Source organism: Kitasatospora sp. GAS1066B, from assembly GCF_041262605.1.
In the GTDB taxonomy this organism is placed as follows: Bacteria; Actinomycetota; Actinomycetes; order Streptomycetales; family Streptomycetaceae; genus Kitasatospora.
In genome coordinates this window covers 271,462-287,172 of sequence record NZ_JBGCCO010000002.1, presented here as the reverse complement: position 1 = coordinate 287,172, position 15,711 = coordinate 271,462, and the positions used below count along the sequence as shown (strand labels likewise).

13 protein-coding genes are annotated in these 15,711 nt (G+C 72.8%); 6 read left to right on the top strand and 7 right to left on the bottom strand.

What is annotated here, in order from left to right; translation table 11 throughout:
• Positions 1-182: 182 nt before the first annotated feature.
• Positions 183-1,229, bottom strand: a complete 1,047-nt coding sequence (locus ABH937_RS02940) for an NAD(P)-dependent alcohol dehydrogenase (RefSeq protein WP_370217062.1) — start codon at positions 1,227-1,229, stop codon at positions 183-185.
• 120 nt (positions 1,230-1,349) lie between these two features.
• Here ABH937_RS02940 and ABH937_RS02935 point away from each other — a divergent pair, with 120 nt between their 5' ends.
• Positions 1,350-2,216 (top strand): helix-turn-helix domain-containing protein, encoded by an 867-nt coding sequence (locus tag ABH937_RS02935; RefSeq protein ID WP_370217060.1) that lies wholly within the window; start codon positions 1,350-1,352, stop codon positions 2,214-2,216.
• Positions 2,217-2,236: 20 nt separating this feature from the next.
• Here ABH937_RS02935 and ABH937_RS02930 read toward each other — a convergent pair whose 3' ends face one another.
• Positions 2,237-2,500: a dsRBD fold-containing protein gene (locus ABH937_RS02930; protein ID WP_280693869.1), complete on the bottom strand. Its 264-nt coding sequence runs from the start codon at positions 2,498-2,500 to the stop codon at positions 2,237-2,239.
• Positions 2,501-2,676: 176 nt separating this feature from the next.
• Here ABH937_RS02930 and ABH937_RS02925 point away from each other — a divergent pair, with 176 nt between their 5' ends.
• Positions 2,677-2,892, top strand: a complete 216-nt coding sequence (locus ABH937_RS02925; protein WP_370217058.1) for a hypothetical protein — start codon at positions 2,677-2,679, stop codon at positions 2,890-2,892.
• A 24-nt stretch (positions 2,893-2,916) separates the two neighbouring features.
• On the opposite strand, the gene ABH937_RS02920 is transcribed toward ABH937_RS02925, so the two are convergent.
• From ABH937_RS02920 to ABH937_RS02905, 4 genes are all read right to left on the bottom strand, one after another.
• Positions 2,917-3,468, bottom strand: a complete 552-nt coding sequence (locus tag ABH937_RS02920; RefSeq protein WP_370217056.1) for a DinB family protein — start codon at positions 3,466-3,468, stop codon at positions 2,917-2,919.
• A gap of 21 nt (positions 3,469-3,489) precedes the next feature.
• Entirely contained in the window at positions 3,490-4,788 is a 1,299-nt protein-coding gene (locus tag ABH937_RS02915) for an MAB_1171c family putative transporter (protein ID WP_370217055.1), read from the bottom strand.
• Complete coding sequence (locus tag ABH937_RS02910; RefSeq protein ID WP_370217054.1) at positions 4,788-5,246, bottom strand: ParH-like protein; 459 nt, start codon at positions 5,244-5,246, stop codon at positions 4,788-4,790. Before ABH937_RS02910 ends, ABH937_RS02915 begins: the two co-directional genes overlap by 1 nt.
• 100 nt (positions 5,247-5,346) lie before the next feature.
• Positions 5,347-5,898: an XRE family transcriptional regulator gene (locus tag ABH937_RS02905; RefSeq protein WP_370217053.1), complete on the bottom strand. Its 552-nt coding sequence runs from the start codon at positions 5,896-5,898 to the stop codon at positions 5,347-5,349.
• A 264-nt stretch (positions 5,899-6,162) separates the two neighbouring features.
• Between ABH937_RS02905 and ABH937_RS02900 the strand changes: the two genes are divergently transcribed.
• A complete protein-coding gene (locus tag ABH937_RS02900; RefSeq protein ID WP_280693863.1) occupies positions 6,163-6,417 on the top strand; it encodes a hypothetical protein in 255 nt (84 codons plus the stop codon).
• A 44-nt stretch (positions 6,418-6,461) separates the two neighbouring features.
• On the opposite strand, the gene ABH937_RS02895 is transcribed toward ABH937_RS02900, so the two are convergent.
• Complete coding sequence (locus tag ABH937_RS02895; RefSeq protein ID WP_370217051.1) at positions 6,462-7,547, bottom strand: hypothetical protein; 1,086 nt, start codon at positions 7,545-7,547, stop codon at positions 6,462-6,464.
• A 143-nt stretch (positions 7,548-7,690) separates the two neighbouring features.
• Between ABH937_RS02895 and ABH937_RS02890 the strand changes: the two genes are divergently transcribed.
• The 3 genes from ABH937_RS02890 to ABH937_RS02880 all read left to right on the top strand — a co-directional run bounded on the left by ABH937_RS02890 (position 7,691) and on the right by ABH937_RS02880 (position 15,604).
• Positions 7,691-10,762, top strand: a complete 3,072-nt coding sequence (locus ABH937_RS02890) for a SpoIIE family protein phosphatase (protein WP_280693861.1) — start codon at positions 7,691-7,693, stop codon at positions 10,760-10,762.
• A gap of 324 nt (positions 10,763-11,086) precedes the next feature.
• On the top strand, positions 11,087-14,593 hold the full coding sequence (locus ABH937_RS02885; protein ID WP_370217049.1) for a S8 family serine peptidase: 3,507 nt from the start codon (positions 11,087-11,089) through the stop codon (positions 14,591-14,593).
• 99 nt (positions 14,594-14,692) lie between these two features.
• Positions 14,693-15,604, top strand: coding sequence for a deoxyribonuclease IV (locus ABH937_RS02880; RefSeq protein ID WP_370217048.1), 912 nt, complete (start codon positions 14,693-14,695; stop codon positions 15,602-15,604).
• Positions 15,605-15,711: the final 107 nt, after the last annotated feature.

The following is a 15,711-nucleotide window of genomic DNA, read 5'->3' as shown; positions in this document are numbered from 1 at the left end:
CCAACCGGCGGGGCGAGCCGTCCCGGCCGGCACTCGCGCCGACGCCCCGTCAGACGAGCAGCACCTAGGCGGCCGGGGGAGCTGCGCGGCGGCTCATGGGTGATCAGCGGAGAGAAACCGATCAACGGACGATACCCCCGTCCACTGCTCGAACGGGGGTATCAAGTCACGTTGCCGGACCGTCAGATCGTCGCGACGTCGATCACGAAGCGGTAGCGCACGTCGCTCTTCAGCACCCGGGCGTAGGCCTCGTTGATCGCGGTCGCCTCGATCACCTCGATGTCGGCACCGATGCCGTGCTCGGCGCAGAAGTCCAGCATCTCCTGGGTCTCCCGGATGCCGCCGATCATCGAGCCGGCCAGCGACTTGCGCTGCCCGATCAGCGCGAACGGCGAGACCGGCATCGGCTGCTCGGGAGCGCCGACCTGCACCAGGGTGCCGTCGGTGCGCAGCAGACCCAGGTAGGCGTTCAGGTCGAGGTCGGCCGAGACCGTGTTGACGATCAGGTCGAAGGTGCCGGCCAGCTGCTCGAAGGTGGCCGGGTCGCTGGTCGCGAAGTAGTGGTCCGCACCGAGCCGCAGGCCGTCCTCGCGCTTGTTCAGCGTCTGGCTCAGCACGGTGACCTCGGCGCCGAGCGCGTGCGCGATCTTGACGCCCATGTGACCGAGCCCGCCGAGGCCGACGATGGCCACCTTCTTGCCCGGGCCCGCCTGCCAGTGCGCGAGCGGGGAGTAGGTGGTGATGCCCGCGCAGAGCAGCGGCGCGGCGACGTCCAGGCCCAGGCCCTCGGGGATCCGCAGTGCGTAGTTCTCGTCCACCACGATGTGGGTGGAGTAGCCGCCGTAGGTCGGCCGGCCGTCCTTGCCCTGGCTGTTGTAGGTGCCGATCATGCCACTGGTGCAGTACTGCTCCTGGCCCGCGCGGCAGTTGTCGCACTCGCGGCAGGAGTCGACGAAGCAGCCGACACCGACTCGGTCACCGACCGCGTACTTGGTGACCCCCGTGCCGATCTCGGCGACCACGCCCGCGATCTCGTGGCCCGGGACCATCGGGTAGGTGCCGACGCCCCAGTCGGCGTTGACCTGGTGGATGTCGGAGTGGCAGATGCCGGCGAACTTGATGTCGATCAGGATGTCGTGCTCGCCCAGCGCGCGACGGGGGATGGTGGTCCGCTCCAGCGGGGCGCTCGGGGCGGGGGAGGCGTAAGCGGCGACAGTGGTCTGCGTCATGAGACCAGCTTGCCGCCTGCCACTACCTGGTACCAGCGCGAACTCTGCGTAGGACCACGGTTCGTACCACTGGCAGTGACACCCTGCGAAGGCGGCCGCCACCACGGGCATACTGGACGGATGGACCAGCGCACCGAACTGAGCGAGTTCCTCCGGTCCCGCCGGGCCCGGCTGCAGCCGCAGGAGGTGGGCCTGATCTACTACGGCGGCCGCCGACGGGTCCCCGGGCTGCGCCGCGAGGAGCTGGCCCAGCTGGCCGGTGTCAGCGTCGCCTACTACACCCGGCTCGAACAGGGCCACGCCGAGAACGTCTCCAGCACCGTCCTGGAGGCGATCGCCGCCGCGCTGCGGCTCAGCCCGGCCGAGCGTGAGCACCTGTCCCGCCTGGTGCGCCCCGTGCACCGCCGCTCGCGGGCGGCCGTCCGCCCGCAGCGGGTCCGACCCGAACTGCAGCAGTTGCTGGACGTGATGCACTCGGTCCCGGCCTGCGTGCTGGGCCGGCGGATGGACGTGCTGAGCTGGAATCCGCTGTACTGCGCGCTGTTCGGCGACTACGCGGCGCTGCCGGCCGAGCAGCGCAACCTGGCCTGGCAGATCTTCCGCGACCCGGCGGCCCGCGAACTCTTCGTCGACTGGCAGGGCAAGGCCACCGATGTGGTCGCCATACTGCGGCTGGAGGCCGGCCGCGACCCCGAGGACCCGCGCCTGTGCGCGCTGGTCGGCGAACTCTCGGTGCAGAGCGAGGACTTCCGGCGACTGTGGGCGACCCACAACGTGGCCGACAAGGGGTACGGCACGAAGAACCTGCACCACCCGGTGGTCGGCCCCCTGGCGCTGCGCTACGAGACCTTCGCGCTGCCCGCCGACCCGGACCAGACGCTGCTCACCTACCACGCCGAGCCCGCGTCGAACTCGGCCGAGTCGCTGCGGCTGCTGGCCAGCTGGTGGGCCAGCCGCGAACAGCACGAGGACTCGACCGCCCGCTGAGACCCTCGTCGCCCGGCCGGTCAGTAGATCAGGTACGCCGGCCGGTGCCCCTCGTCGTCGATCTCGCCGGCCGCCTGCGCCCGGAGTTTGTGCGCCAGGTCGTCCAGCGCCCGCCAGGCGGCCACCTCCTCGCCGATCCTGGCCAGTGGGCGGTCGTCCATGCTGCGCAGCGCCTCGCCGTGGCCGGCCAGCCCCGGGGCCCGGGCACCCAGCAGCCGGGCGTCACAGAACGTGTGCACGCCGTCTTCCTCGAAACTCAGCTCGACATCCCAGTGATTTCGCATGGCCTGCCTCCTGCTCCCCTCCAGCGTGAACCCGGCGGCGGGGGGTCGGCAAACGCCCGGCTCGGTCCCGGCGGCCGTGATCGATTTCGGCCACGCCCCTTGTCGGCGCCCGAGCGACCTGAGGATGATCTGACGGTACGTCCGCCATGGATGCCGCACTCTCCGCTGGAGTCGCCATGCCGATCCTCCCCGAGCCGCCCGAGCTCCCCGAACCGCCCGAGCTGCCGCAGCCGCCGGACCTGCCCGAGCTCGGGGAGCTGCCCGACATCCCGCAGCTGCCGTTCAGTCACCTGCCCGAGCCCGCTCGGCTGCCCGAGCCGCCCGAGCTTCCCGAGCCGCCCGAGTTGCCGCAGCCGCCAAACCTGCCCGAGGCGCCGGAGCTGCCCGAGTAGCCCGCCTGACGGGACGTCATCCGCTCACAGTCCGACGGCCCCGTCGATCCGCTCCCGGAGCAGGTCGGCGTGCCCGCCGTGCCGGGCGTACTCCCGGATCACGTGCAGCAGCACCCAGCGCAGCGACACCGTCCCGCGCCACACGTCCTCGCCGACCACGTCGAAGTCGGGCGCGGCGGCGATGAAGTCGTCGGCGAACGCCCGCTCGGCGTCCCAGGCCTGCCAGGCCTCGGCGATCACCGCCGGATCGGGCACCGCGCCGTCGAAGTCCTGGTCGGGCCGGGCGGCCGAGACGAAGAGCGGCGGCGCCTCCTGGCCGGCCAGCACGCGGCGGAACCAGCGCCGTTCCACCTCCGCGAGATGGCGGATCAGGCCCAGCAGCGAGAGCGTCGACGGTTCCACCGAGCGAAGCGCCAACTCGGCTGCCAGGCCCGCACACTTGAGCCGCACGGTGGCCCGCCCGGCCACCAGGAAGTCGACCAGCATGGCCCGCTCGTCCCCGGTGGCGGGTCCGGTGTAGGTCCGGTCCTGCGCGGGGTCGATGAAGAACTCAGCACGTCTGCGTGGGCTGCTCATGCCCGCCATGATGCTCCATCGCTACCCGCCCGCCCCCGCCCCGCTCCCCTCCAGGGCCGCCAACGCCTCAACAGCCCGGCGGCGGACCGCCGCGACCGCCGCGCACCCGTCGAAGGCCGCCGCGACCCGGATCAGCCACTGCGCCTCGGCGTCCACCGTGCCCGGGCCGGGGACCGGCTGCGGCACCCCGGTCACCGTCGCGTCGCGGCAGCGCTGCCCGGCCCGGGCGGCCTCCAGGGCGGCGGCCAGCGTCGCCGCCTCCACCGCCGCGCCGTCCACCGCACCGTCCGGGCCGCGCAGGCCGCCCGCCCGCTGCTCCTCGGCGACCCAGACCGCCACCTGCTCCCCGACGTAGGGGCGCAGCGCCAACTGCCCGTCCCGGATCTCGATGACCCGCCGGTACAGCGCGAACTCCGCGTCCCGCAGGGCGAGTCGCCGCCCCTCGCCACCCTCTCCCAGCGCGATCTCCGGCATCGCGCGGTGCAGCGCCTCCCACAGCGGCCCGAGCACCGCGTAGCTGCGCCGGGCCCGCCACCAGCGCACGGGGGCGGTGATCCGCGCTCCCCACCGGGTGCCGCCCCACACCGTCGCCGTCGCCCCGCTGACCGTCAGGCCCGCGCAGACCACCCCGACCAGGTTGGAGACGGTGTCCTCGCCGCCCTTCTGCTGCGCGTGCAGCAGCACATCGCGCACGTCGTCCAGCGTCCAGGCGCACCACAGCACGCCCACGCCCGCCGCCAGCGTCATCAGCCGCAGGCCGGTGCGCAGCAGGTTCCCGGTCGCCAGCCGGGTCTGCCGGGCCAGCACCGAGCCCAGCACCACCAGGCAGGCGGCTCCGTAGCCGCCGAACAGCAGGTCGTAGCCGGCCAGCGGCCAGCGCCGCCAGCCGTGCACCATGAACTCCTGCCCCCGGTCGGTGATGTGGGCGCTGCGGTAGAGCAGCACCAGGGCGAGCGGCACCACCAGCAGGGCCACCAGCCACCGGCGCAGCCGGGCCCGGGCGGCCGCCGGATCGTCCCGCGGGCCCTGCAGCAGCAGGGCGATCAGCGCCAGCAGGCCGACCGCGCCGGTCTTCAGCAGGTCCCCGAAGAGCAGCGTCAGTTCGCGGTTCGAGCCGATGCTCACCGCCGCCAGCGTGCTGGGGGCCAGCGCCACCAGGCCGCCGGCCATGCAGAGCGCGAAACCGCCCGCGTACAGGCTCACCCGGTCACCGCGGTTGCCGCGATGACCACGCAGCGCGGCGAACCGCTGGACGGCGAAGGCCAGGAAGAGCGTGGCGGACCCGTAGGCCGCCAGGTCAGCCGGTCCGGGCGCGACCACTACGCACCCCCCGGACTCCCGAACACCGACTCCGTCCACGACGCCCCGCCGCTGCCGCCGCCCCCGCGCCCGCCGTCCAGCACCGCGCGGTGCAGGATCATCGAGGCGACCAGCTCCGCCTCGCGCTCCTGCGGCTCGGTGTACACGGTGCGCCCGAGCACCCGCTGCACCAGCTCCGAACCCAGGTGCGGCAGCAGCACCTTGGCGGCCGGCGCGGTCTCGTCGTGCCGGCAGATCAGGTGCGCGGCCTCGTGCAGCAGGATGTGCTGCTGGTGCAGCGGGGTGGTGTCGGCGGAGTAGAGGATGCAGTCGGCCTGGTCGGTGGTGACCAGCAGGCCGCACGGGAGGTTGGGGCGCCCGCTGACCGGGATCAGCTCGATCGGCCGACCGCGCCGCTCGGCCAGCCCGGCGACGAACCGCACGGCGTCGAACGGGTCGGGTAACTCCAGTGCCGCCACGGTCCGTTGACACCGTTGCCAGGTCCGCCCACGCCGCGCCCGCCGCCCGAACACCCGTGCATCCCTCCCCTTGACGAGGCCGACGGGCCCACCCGCCCGCTCAGCCCTTCGCGCTGCCGCCCTCGCGCCGCGCGATCACGTCGATCAGGTCGCTGATCGTCCCCACGCCCTCCGGCGAGAGGTTGACCGCGCGCAGTGCGACGCTGCGCACCCCAGCGTCCCGTAGGGCGCCGAGCAGTTCCAGCTCCTGGGCGATCACCGCGCCCTGCTCGTCATCGAAGAAGTACGCCACCGGGACCTGGAAGAACTGGGCCAGCGCCTCCAGGTGCCGCTTGGTCGGATTGTCGCGCCGGCCGGTGCGCAGCTGCCAGAGGTAGGTCGCGGAGAAGGTCTCGCCGGTCGCCCCCCGGCAAGCCTTGGCGACCTCCTCGTGGCTGTACTGCTCGCGGTTGGGCCGCCGGACGACCCGGAACAGACCGTCGATCTTCTCGGCCAGCGTGCTGGCGGCGCCCGTCCTGCCGGCGCTCGCCGTCGACTCCCGCACGGTCGGCTCCCCCACCGTCTCCGGGCCAGTTCTCGGCAGTTCGGTCGTCGAAGCCCCGGTCCCGGCGTCGGCCGCCGTTCCCCGTACCGCGTCCTCGGCTTCCGTCATCGCACACCTCCCGGCCCGCCTGGCATGCACGGGTCCGCCAATTGGATGGCGTTCATCCTAGTTCACGCCGTGACCCGCTGTCAGCGCAGTCGTTCCGGTACTGCCGAACGGCTCCGGCCACGGGCGCGGGCCCGCCGCGAGGAGCGGCAACCGACCTCCGACACCCCTTGCCAGCGGCCCGCGAACGGAGTTGGATTGACCGTTACGGGAGGAAATGCGCCGATTGGCCCGACCGGCGCCCGCTCCACACCGAGGAGTGTCGCCATGATCACCGAACTGGCTGTGGAACACGTCGAGTTCACCTGCGGGCAGTGCTGGCACCGGTGGACCGCGAACTACGACGTCCAGCACTACCGTGACGAGGACGGGGCCGACTGGGAGGCCTTCTCGCACTCCGGCTTCCCGACCCCGTCCCCGTACTCGACGGACGGCGCCCCCGCCTGCCCCCGGTGCCACCGCCACTGGGTCGGCCACCTGACCGAACGCCATCTGCTCCCGCTGCCGACCGCCACCCGGTAGGCAGCCACTGACAGTTCGGCCACCGAGCCGCCGGCCCCGCCGGTTCAGACCCCGACCGCCGCCTGCTCCTCTTCCTCTTCCACCTCGACCCGCACCGCCTCCGGCAGCGCCACCGCCCCTGGAGCCGCCACCGCGGGCTGCCGCCGCTCGTACCAGGCCGCGCCCAGCAGCGTCAGCAGCCCGGCCACCAGCCAGAGCGCCAGCGCGAGCACCCGGCCGCCCAGCCCCGCGCCGCCGCCGAAGTAGAGGAGATCCCGCGCGCCCTCCACGAAGCCGGCGCCGTTCCAGAAGTGGTGCAGCGCGCCGAAGAAGCCGGGCTGCAGGTCGGGGCGGAAGACGCCGCCGGAGCTGGTGAAGTTGAGCATCACGAAGAGCACCATCAAGGTCAGCGTGGTCCACCGCTTGAGGAAGCTGTGCAGCCCGATGCCGATCAGCACGATGCCTGCCGAGTAGAGCCAGGACAGCGCCCACACCGCGGCGTAGTCGTGGTCCACCACGTGGAAGACCGGGCCCGCCGTCACTAGGCCGATCACGCTGACCACCAGCGCGGTGGCCACGCCCACCACCGCCCGCAGCCGCAGGCTCAGCGCGGCACCCGCCGTCCCGATCACCGCGACGCTGCCGTAGGAGCCGATGCTGAGCGCCACCAGCAGGAAGAACAGGCCCTGCCCGGTCGGGTCGCCGGGCGCGGTCGGCGCCAGGTCGGTGACCTGCAGCGGCGTCCCCTGCACCGCCGCGACCTGCCGGAACACCTGCTCGGCCGCAGTGGCCGAGGTGCCCGAGTTCGCCGAGGCGACCAGCAGCTGCGGGCTCCCGGCGTCCGGCAGGAAGGCGCCCACCAGCTCGCGGTCCCGCAGCTGCTGCTCGGCCGCCGCCCGACTGGGCAGCGTGCCGACGTCCAGCGCCTGGCCCGCCTTGGTCTGGATGCCCTGGGCCAGCCCGAGCGCCTGCGGCGACTGGCCGACCACCGCGACCTTCAGGTGGTGCGGGGTGGGCTGGTGGAACGCGCCCTGGTAGGCGAGCGCCATGCCCAGGCACATCAGCAGCGGCGTCAGCAGGTGGGTGAGCAGGTGGCCCAGCGTGTGCCGCAGGTCCGGCGAGGCGGTGGTCGAGGCGGTGGTCGGGTTCACAGCGGGTCAGCCTCCTGGAAAGTAGATGGCAAATGCAACCAGCTAGGTGCACTTTACAACTAAGTGGTCCGGGCGCCTATTCCGACCCCTCAGTGGGAAAATGACCAAGCGGGGGCGGGGCCTGGCGAACGGAGGGCCCAGGCATGGGCGAAGTCCAGCAGGACAGGCAGGGGAGCGGCGCCGCAAGCCGCCCCGAGGGGCTGCTCATGGTCCCGATCGCCACCGCCCTGATCCAGCACAACGGCCGCATCCTGCACTGGAGCGGGGACGCCGAGGCACTGCTCGGCTACACCGCGGAACAGGCCGTCGGCGCCCCCGCCGCCCAGCTGCTGGCCGGCCCCGAGCACCGCGCCGAGGTGCTCGAGCTGTTCGAGCGGATCCTGGCCGGCAACCCCTGGTCAGGGGTCTTTCCGGTGCGCCACCGCGAAGGCCACTACGTCAACCTGGAGTTCCGCACCCACCCGGTCACCGGCCCGGACGGCCTACCGCTGGTGCTCGCGGTCGCCTCGGACGTCACCGCGCTGCGCCGGATCCAGGCCGACCTCGCGGTCCTGGACGGCTTTTTCACCCAGGCCCCGGTCGGCATGGCCGTCTACGACGACCAGCTGCGCTTCGTGCGGCTCAACGAGGCGCTGGCCAGGATCAACGGCGTGTCGGTGGCCGGGCACCTCGGCCACCGGCTCACCGAGCTGCTGCCCGGGATCAACGCCGCCGAGATCGAGCAGGTGATGCGCGACGTGCTGGCCACCGGGCAGCCGGTGCTGGACGCCCGCTCGCACGGGCGCACCCCGGGCGATCCGGGGCAGGACCACGCCTGGTCGGCCTCCTACTTCCGGCTGGAGGACCCGCCGGGACACGTCCTCGGGGTCAGCTCGACCATCGTGGACGTGACCGGGCGCTACCAGGCCGAGTCGCGGGCCGCGCGGGCCCAGGAGCGGCTGGCGCTGCTGGTCGACGCGACCGCCTCGATCGGCACCACCCTCGACCTGCGCCGCACCGCGCGGGAGCTGGCGGACGCGATGGTCCCCCGGGTGGCCGACCTGAGCGGGGTCTTCGCGCTGGAGCGGCTGGTCACCGGCGACGACGAGGAGGACACCAGCGTCACCCGGGTCCGCCGGCTGGCGCTGGCCAGCACCGACCCCAGCTACCCCACCGGCTCCCTGCCGGTGGACGAGGTCTACGACATCGACCCCGACTCCCCCTACGCGCGAGCCATGAGCAGCGGACGCACGGTGGTGGTGCCGTCCTGGGACCTGCCGCCGCTGACCGACGACATGCGGGCCGAGTCGCTGAAGGCCTACTGGGGTGGGCGCTCGCGCTCGGTGCGGATCACTCCGCTGCTCGCCCGCGGCTCGGTGCTGGGCATGGTGGTCTACTCCCGGCGCGGTGAGCGGGAGTCCTTCGCCGCGGCCGACATCACCCTCGGCGACGAGCTGGCCTCCCGGGCGGCGGTGGCGATCGACAACGCCCGGCTCTACACCCGCGAGCGCGAGGCGGCCGAGGACCGGCGCCGGGCGCTGGACGAGGTCCAGACGGCCACCCAGCGGCTGGCCCTGCTGAACGAGGCGAGTTCGCGGATCGGCACCACGCTGGACCTGCACCGCACCGCCGAGGAACTGGTCGAGGTGGTGATACCGCGGTTCGCCGACTTCGTCACGGTGGACCTGCTGGATTCGGTGCTCCAGGGCGACGAGGTGCCGGTGGTGCCGGCCTCGGGCTCGGCGACGATGCGGGCGGTGGCGGTCGGCGAGCTCAGCGAGGACGGCAGGTTGACGGGCGCGGCCGATCCGGTCGGCGGCACCTCGCAGTCGGCCAAGCTGTACGCGCAGAGCCTGCGCAGCGGCCGCTCGATCCTGGTGGCCGAGGTGGACCGGGAGGCGCTGGTCCGGATCGTGGCCTCCCCCGACCGGGTCCAGCCCGCGCTCGACTCCGGCATGCACTCCTATCTGATGGTGCCGCTGGTGGCCCGCGGCCGGGTGCTCGGCGGGGCGGAGTTCATGCGGCTGGGCAATCCGGAGCCGTTCACCGCGGCGGATGTCGCGCTGGCCGAGGAGCTGGCGGCGCGAGCGGCGGTCTGCATCGACAACGCGCGGCTCTACCGGCGCGAGCGGGACACCGCGCTGACCCTGCAACGCAGCCTGCTGCCGCAGAAGGTGCACAACCCGCCGGGTCTGGAGATCGCCCACCGCTACCTGCCGGCCAGCGCGCTCAGCGAGGTGGGCGGCGACTGGTTCGACGTCGTGCCGCTCTCCTGCGGGCGGGTCGCCCTGGTGGTCGGCGACGTGACCGGGCACGGGCTGCGGGCCGCCGCGATGATGGGCCAACTGCGCACCGTGGCGCGCACGTTGATCACCCTGGACATGGATCCGGCCCGGGTGATGCGGCGGCTGGACGAGGCGGCGGCCTTCGCCGGGGAGGGCGCGGGCGAGGGGCAGTACGCGACCTGCGTCTGCGTGGTGCTCGACCCCGTGGACCGGGCCTGCACGGCGGCCTGCGCGGGGCACGTGCCGCCGGTGGTGTCGCTGCCCGACGGCTCGGTACAGGTGCTCGACCTGCCGCCGGGCGCGCCGCTGGGCGTGGGCGGAGTGCCCTTCGAGAGCGTGGAGTTCACGCTTCCGATGGGCGGGCTGCTGGTGCTCTGCACCGACGGGCTGATCGAGCGGCGGGACCGTGATCTGGACGAGGGGCTCGAACTGCTGCGCCGCACGGTGGCGGAGGAGAGCGACACCAGCCTGGAGCGGACCTGCGACGCGGTGCTGGCCACGCTGGTCACCGGCACCCGGGAGGACGACATCGCGGTGATCATGGCCCGTACCCGCCCGATCGGCCCGGACCGGATCGCCACCCTCTCGCTCACCGGCGACCGCGCGATGGTCGGCCACGCCCGGCGCTTCACCCGCCGCACGCTGACCGCCTGGGGCCTGGCCGGCCTGATCGACCAGACCGAGCTGCTGACCAGCGAGCTGATCACCAACGCGCTGGTGCACGCCGGCGCCCCCACCCAGCTGCGGCTCTTCCGCAACCAGGTGCTCACCGTGGAGGTCGCCGACGTGGACAGCCGCGCGCCCAGGCTGCGCCGCGCGCTGGAGGACGACGAGGGCGGGCGCGGGATGCACCTGGTGAACGAGCTGGCGCACCGCTGGGGCAGCCGGGCCACCCGGCTCGGCAAGGTGGTCTGGTTCGAGCTGGAGCTCCCGCTGAGCACGGCGAGCTGATACAGCGCCAGTCCTGCCGGGCCGCCTCGTAGCCTGGGATTCCGTCAGCGTATACCCCTCCGCCGCCATGACTATGTTGCGATCTTCATAAAAAGATCACGGCGCGTCGGGCAACGACACTGCCTCTGATCTGCGATTGTCCGTCTATCGGACGGTCAGATCCGCTCTACCTATTCCCGTGTGCCCGTCAACCCCTTGTCGTGGCGGGCATCGACACGATGGAATACGCGAGCTTGTCGGGACGGGCGTTCCAGAAGCACGCGTGCGTCCGACCCCGGTACGCGCGATCTGGCTACGCCCCCTGACGTCTTATCAGACGAAGGGATGTTCATGATCGGCTGGCGCAAATCGCAGCTCGCAGCCGTCACGCTCACCGCCTCCGCCGTCGTGCTGGCCTTCGGGACCAGTGCGAGCGGCGTGCCCACCACCTCGACCCCGAACGCCCAGGCGGCTTCGGAGAGCGGTGCGCCGGCCCCGGTGATCGTGATTATGAAGGACCAGCTCTCCAGTACCCCGGCGGACGCCGGCCACCTGGACGCGCGCAAGAAGCAGGCAGGCCAGGCCCAGGCCCCACTGCTGGCCAAGGTCAAGGCCAACGGCGGCACCGACGTCAAGAGCTTCGTCGTCGGCAACGCCTTCTCGGCCACGGTCAGCCCCGCGCTGCGGGCGCAGCTCACCGCCGACCCCTCCGTCGCCTCGGTCATCGACGACCAGACGATCACGGTCACCCCGCCGGCACCGACCAAGCCCGGCACGGACAACGGCACCAACGCCGGCACCGCGCCGACCACCGGTGCCAAGTCCACCGCCAAGGCCGCGGCCGCGCCCGACACCAAGGGCAGCGCCTACGACCCGAACGCGGTCTGCCCGACGGACCCCAGCCAGCCGCTGCTGGAACCCGAGGCGCTCTACTCCACCCACACGGAGAGCACCCCCGGCCAGCCGGGTGCGCACGAGATCGCCGACGGCAAGGGCGTCAAGGTCGCCTACATCGCGGACGGCCTGGACCCCAACAACCCGGACTTCATCCGCGCCGACGGCTCGCACGCCGTGGTGGACTACAAGGACTTCTCCGGTGACGGCTTCTTCGCCCCCTCGGGTGCGGCGGAGGCCTTCGGCGACGCCTCGGCGATGATCGCCCAGGGCCGCCAGAGCTACGACCTGTCGAAGTTCGTCAACCCGAGCCACCCGCTGCCGGCCGGCTGCAACATCCGGGTCGAGGGCATCTCGCCGGGCGCCTCGCTGGTCGCGCTCAAGGCCGGTGGCAACCTGTTCCCGAACTCCGCGATCCTGCAGTCGATCGACTACGCGGTCACGGTCGCCCACGTCGACGTGCTGAACGAGTCCTTCGGCAGCAACGTCACCCCGGACAGCGGCGCGCACGACACCATCTCGCTCTTCAACGACATGGCGGCCGCGGCCGGCGTCACGGTCACCGTCTCCTCCGGTGACGCGGGCGTCAACGGCACCATCGGCACCCCGTCCACCGACCCCAACGTGATCAGCGCCGGGGCCTCCACGGACAACCAGAACTACGCCCAGACCGGCTACGGCGCCTTCCAGTTCTCCAACGGGACCTGGGCCAACGACCGGATCTCGGCGCTCTCCTCCGGTGGCGTCACCCAGGCCGGCCGGACCGTCGACCTGGTCGCCCCCGGTGAGTCGGACTGGGCGCTCTGCTCGCCCGACATCACCATCTACACCGAGTGCACCAACTTCAACGGCCAGGGCACCGGCATCCAGCCCTTCGGCGGCACCAGCCAGGCCGCCCCGATGACCGCCGGCGCCGCCGCCGACGTCATCCAGGCCTACCGGGACAGCCACAACGGCGCCTCCCCCTCGCCCGCCCTGGTGAAGAAGTTCATCACCGGCACCGCGGCCGACCTCGGCCTGCCGGCCCAGGAGCAGGGCGCCGGTCTGCTGAACGTGCGCGCCGCCGTCGAGGCCGCCCGCGGCTACCAGAGCCCGGCCGGTGCCAAGGACAGCAGCACCGTCGCGGTGACCACCGGTCAGATCGACCTGACCGGCCAGGCCGGCTCGAACCACACCACCGACGTCACCGTGGTGAACACGAGCTCCAAGCCGCAGACGGTCAGCGCCTCGACCCGCGCCTTCGCCCCGCTGGGCGACGCGCAGCAGACGGTGCAGCTCAACTCCTCGACCGACCCGCAGTTCCCCTACGCCACCAACGGCGCTCCGTGGGTCTCGCACAAGGTCACCTTCAACGTCCCGGCCGGCGCCGACCGACTCGCCGCGTCAATAGCGTGGCAGGGCGCGCCGCAGGCCTCCGGCAACAACACCGTGACCCCGGTGGTGCGGCTCACGCTGCTCGACCCGTCCGGCCGTTACGAGACCAACACCCGTCCGCAGGGCGGCGCCACCTCGCCGAACTTCGGCCTGGTGGACGTCCCGCACCCGACCGCGGGCACCTGGACCGGCATCCTCTACACCCCGGCCGGCACCGCGGGCTTCACCGGCCCGGTGCTGCTGGACACCGCCACCCAGCGCGCGGTCCCGGCCGGCGCGGTCAGCCCGCAGGTCACCGACCTGAAGCCGGGTCAGACCAAGACCCTGCACGTGCAGGTGACCACCCCGGCCGCCGGCGGTGACGCCACCGAGTCGGTCGTGGTGGCCAGTTCCAACGGCACCACCACCAGCGTCCCGGTCGTACTGCGCAGCCTGGTCCCGCTGAACGGCGACACCGGCACCTTCACCGGCACCGTCACCGGCGGCAACGGCCGCGCCTCCTCCCCGGCGCAGTCCTTCGCCTGGGCCTTCGACGTGCCGAAGGGCAAGAAGGACTTGCGGGTCGGCGTGACCGTCGCGCAGGACCCGAAGCTGGTCATGCAGGGCGTGCTGATCAGCCCCAACGGCACCCCGATCGACGCCGAGAGCAACGCGACCACCGACGCCTCCGGCACCATCGTGTCCACCGGCGCGGGCGTCTCGGCAACCACCGTCGCCCCGGCCGCGGGCCGCTGGCGCTTCGTGCTCAACGTGCTCAACCCGGTCAGCGGCGCCGAGCTCGGCCAGTCCTTCAACGGCGTGATCGGTCTCGACCAGGACCAGGCCACCGCGCCCGGCCTGCCGAACAGCACCGGCACCAAGCTCGCGGCCGGCAAGCCGGTCACGGTCGACGTGCAGTACACCAACAACACCGCTGCCGCCCAGCAGCTCCAGGCCGACGGCCGGCTCACCAGCAAGGTGAACCTGCCGCTGGTCCCGATCGGCGCCTCCGCGACGGTCAGCCTGCCGCTGAGCACCAGCACCCCGGTGCCGAGCTTCCTGGTGCCCCCGGGCACCGACGCGCTGACCGGTGTGGCGGCCTCCACCACCCCGGGCCAGTTCGAGCTGAGCAGCGCCACCGGCTCGCCCGACGTCTTCGGCGACCTCAAGAAGGCGCAGGACGGCTCGACCATCTCCACGGTGACCGACAACGGCAGCTCCGCGCAGCCGATCGTGCCGGGCTTCTGGGGCACCTACCTCCAGCAGATCGGCCCGTTCCCGGCCACCGGCGCCCCGAAGGGCAGCGCCACGCTGACCGCCTCGGCGCACACCCTGGCGTTCGACCCGGCGCTGGCCTCCAGCACCGGTGACCCGTTCGCCGCCGCGTACAACGCCACCGCGCCGGCCGTCACCCCGGTGACCGTCGCGCCCGGTGCCACCGGCACCCTGCAGGTCACCCTGACGCCCAAGGGCGCCAAGGGCAGCGTGGTGCACGGCGTGCTCTACCTGGTCTCCGGCCCGGGTGGCGGCGTGCTCTCGAACAACCAGTACTCCACCACCGGGTCCGTCCTGGCGCAGATCCCGTACAGCTACACCGTGAACTGACGCGTCTGTCGGTGCCACGCTCGACGCCGAGGCCGTCCCCGCTGCTGCGGGGGCGGCCTCGGCCGTTGTGCCCGCTTGCGCCTGTGGCACCCTCGTGGGGTGAATCCCGCAGCTCAGAGGCTCCGCAACCCGATCGGCGCGCACGTCCCGGTGGCCGGGCGCGGCCTGGTCGGCACCGGGCTCGCCTACAACGAGAAGATCGGCGGCGAGGCGGTCCAGGTCTTCGTGGCCAACCCGCGCGGCTGGGCCACCCCGACCGGCGACCGGGCCCAGGACGAGGCCTTCCGGGCCGCCTGCGCCGAGGCCTCGATCCCGGCCTACGTGCACGCCCCGTACCTGATCAACTTCGGCTCCGACAGCCCCGCCACCCGCGAGCGCTCCACCGCCTCGCTGCGCCACTCCCTGGTCCGCGGCCACGCGATCGGCGCGCTGGGCGTCGTGGTGCACACCGGTTCCGCGGTCGGCACCGGGCGCCGGGCCCAGGCGATGGCCCAGGTGCGCGCCGACGTGCGCCCGCTGCTCGCCGAACTGGACGACCTCGGCGAGGACGCGCCCTGGCTGCTGCTGGAACCCACCGCCGGCCAGGGACAGTCGCTCTGCTCCCGCCTGGAACAACTGGCCGAGTACGCCGAGGCCTTGGACCACCACCCGCGGCTCGGCGTCTGCCTGGACACCTGCCACGCCTTCGCCGCCGGCCACGACCTGGCCGCGCCGGGCGGCATGGCGGCCGCCCTGGATGTCCTCGAAGCGGCGATCGGCCCCGGCCGGCTGCGCCTGATCCACGCCAACGACTCCAAGGACATCGCCGGTGCCCGCAAGGACCGCCACGCCAACATCGGCGACGGCCACATCGGCGCCGACGCCTTCGGCGAACTCCTCGCCCACCCGGCCACCGCCGGCGTGCCGCTGATCCTGGAGACCCCCGATCGCAGCGCCGCCCCGGGGTTCGGGCACGCGGCGGACGTGGCGATGCTGAAGGCGCTGCGGTCCCGGGCGGTCGGGGCCGGCTGACCCGGGCGGCCCACTTCCCCCTACTGGTGGAACGTTTCGGACGATGTGAGATGTCGTCAGGTCGTACTACTATCGTCTCGCATTCGACGGCTGGGTAAGGGGGAATC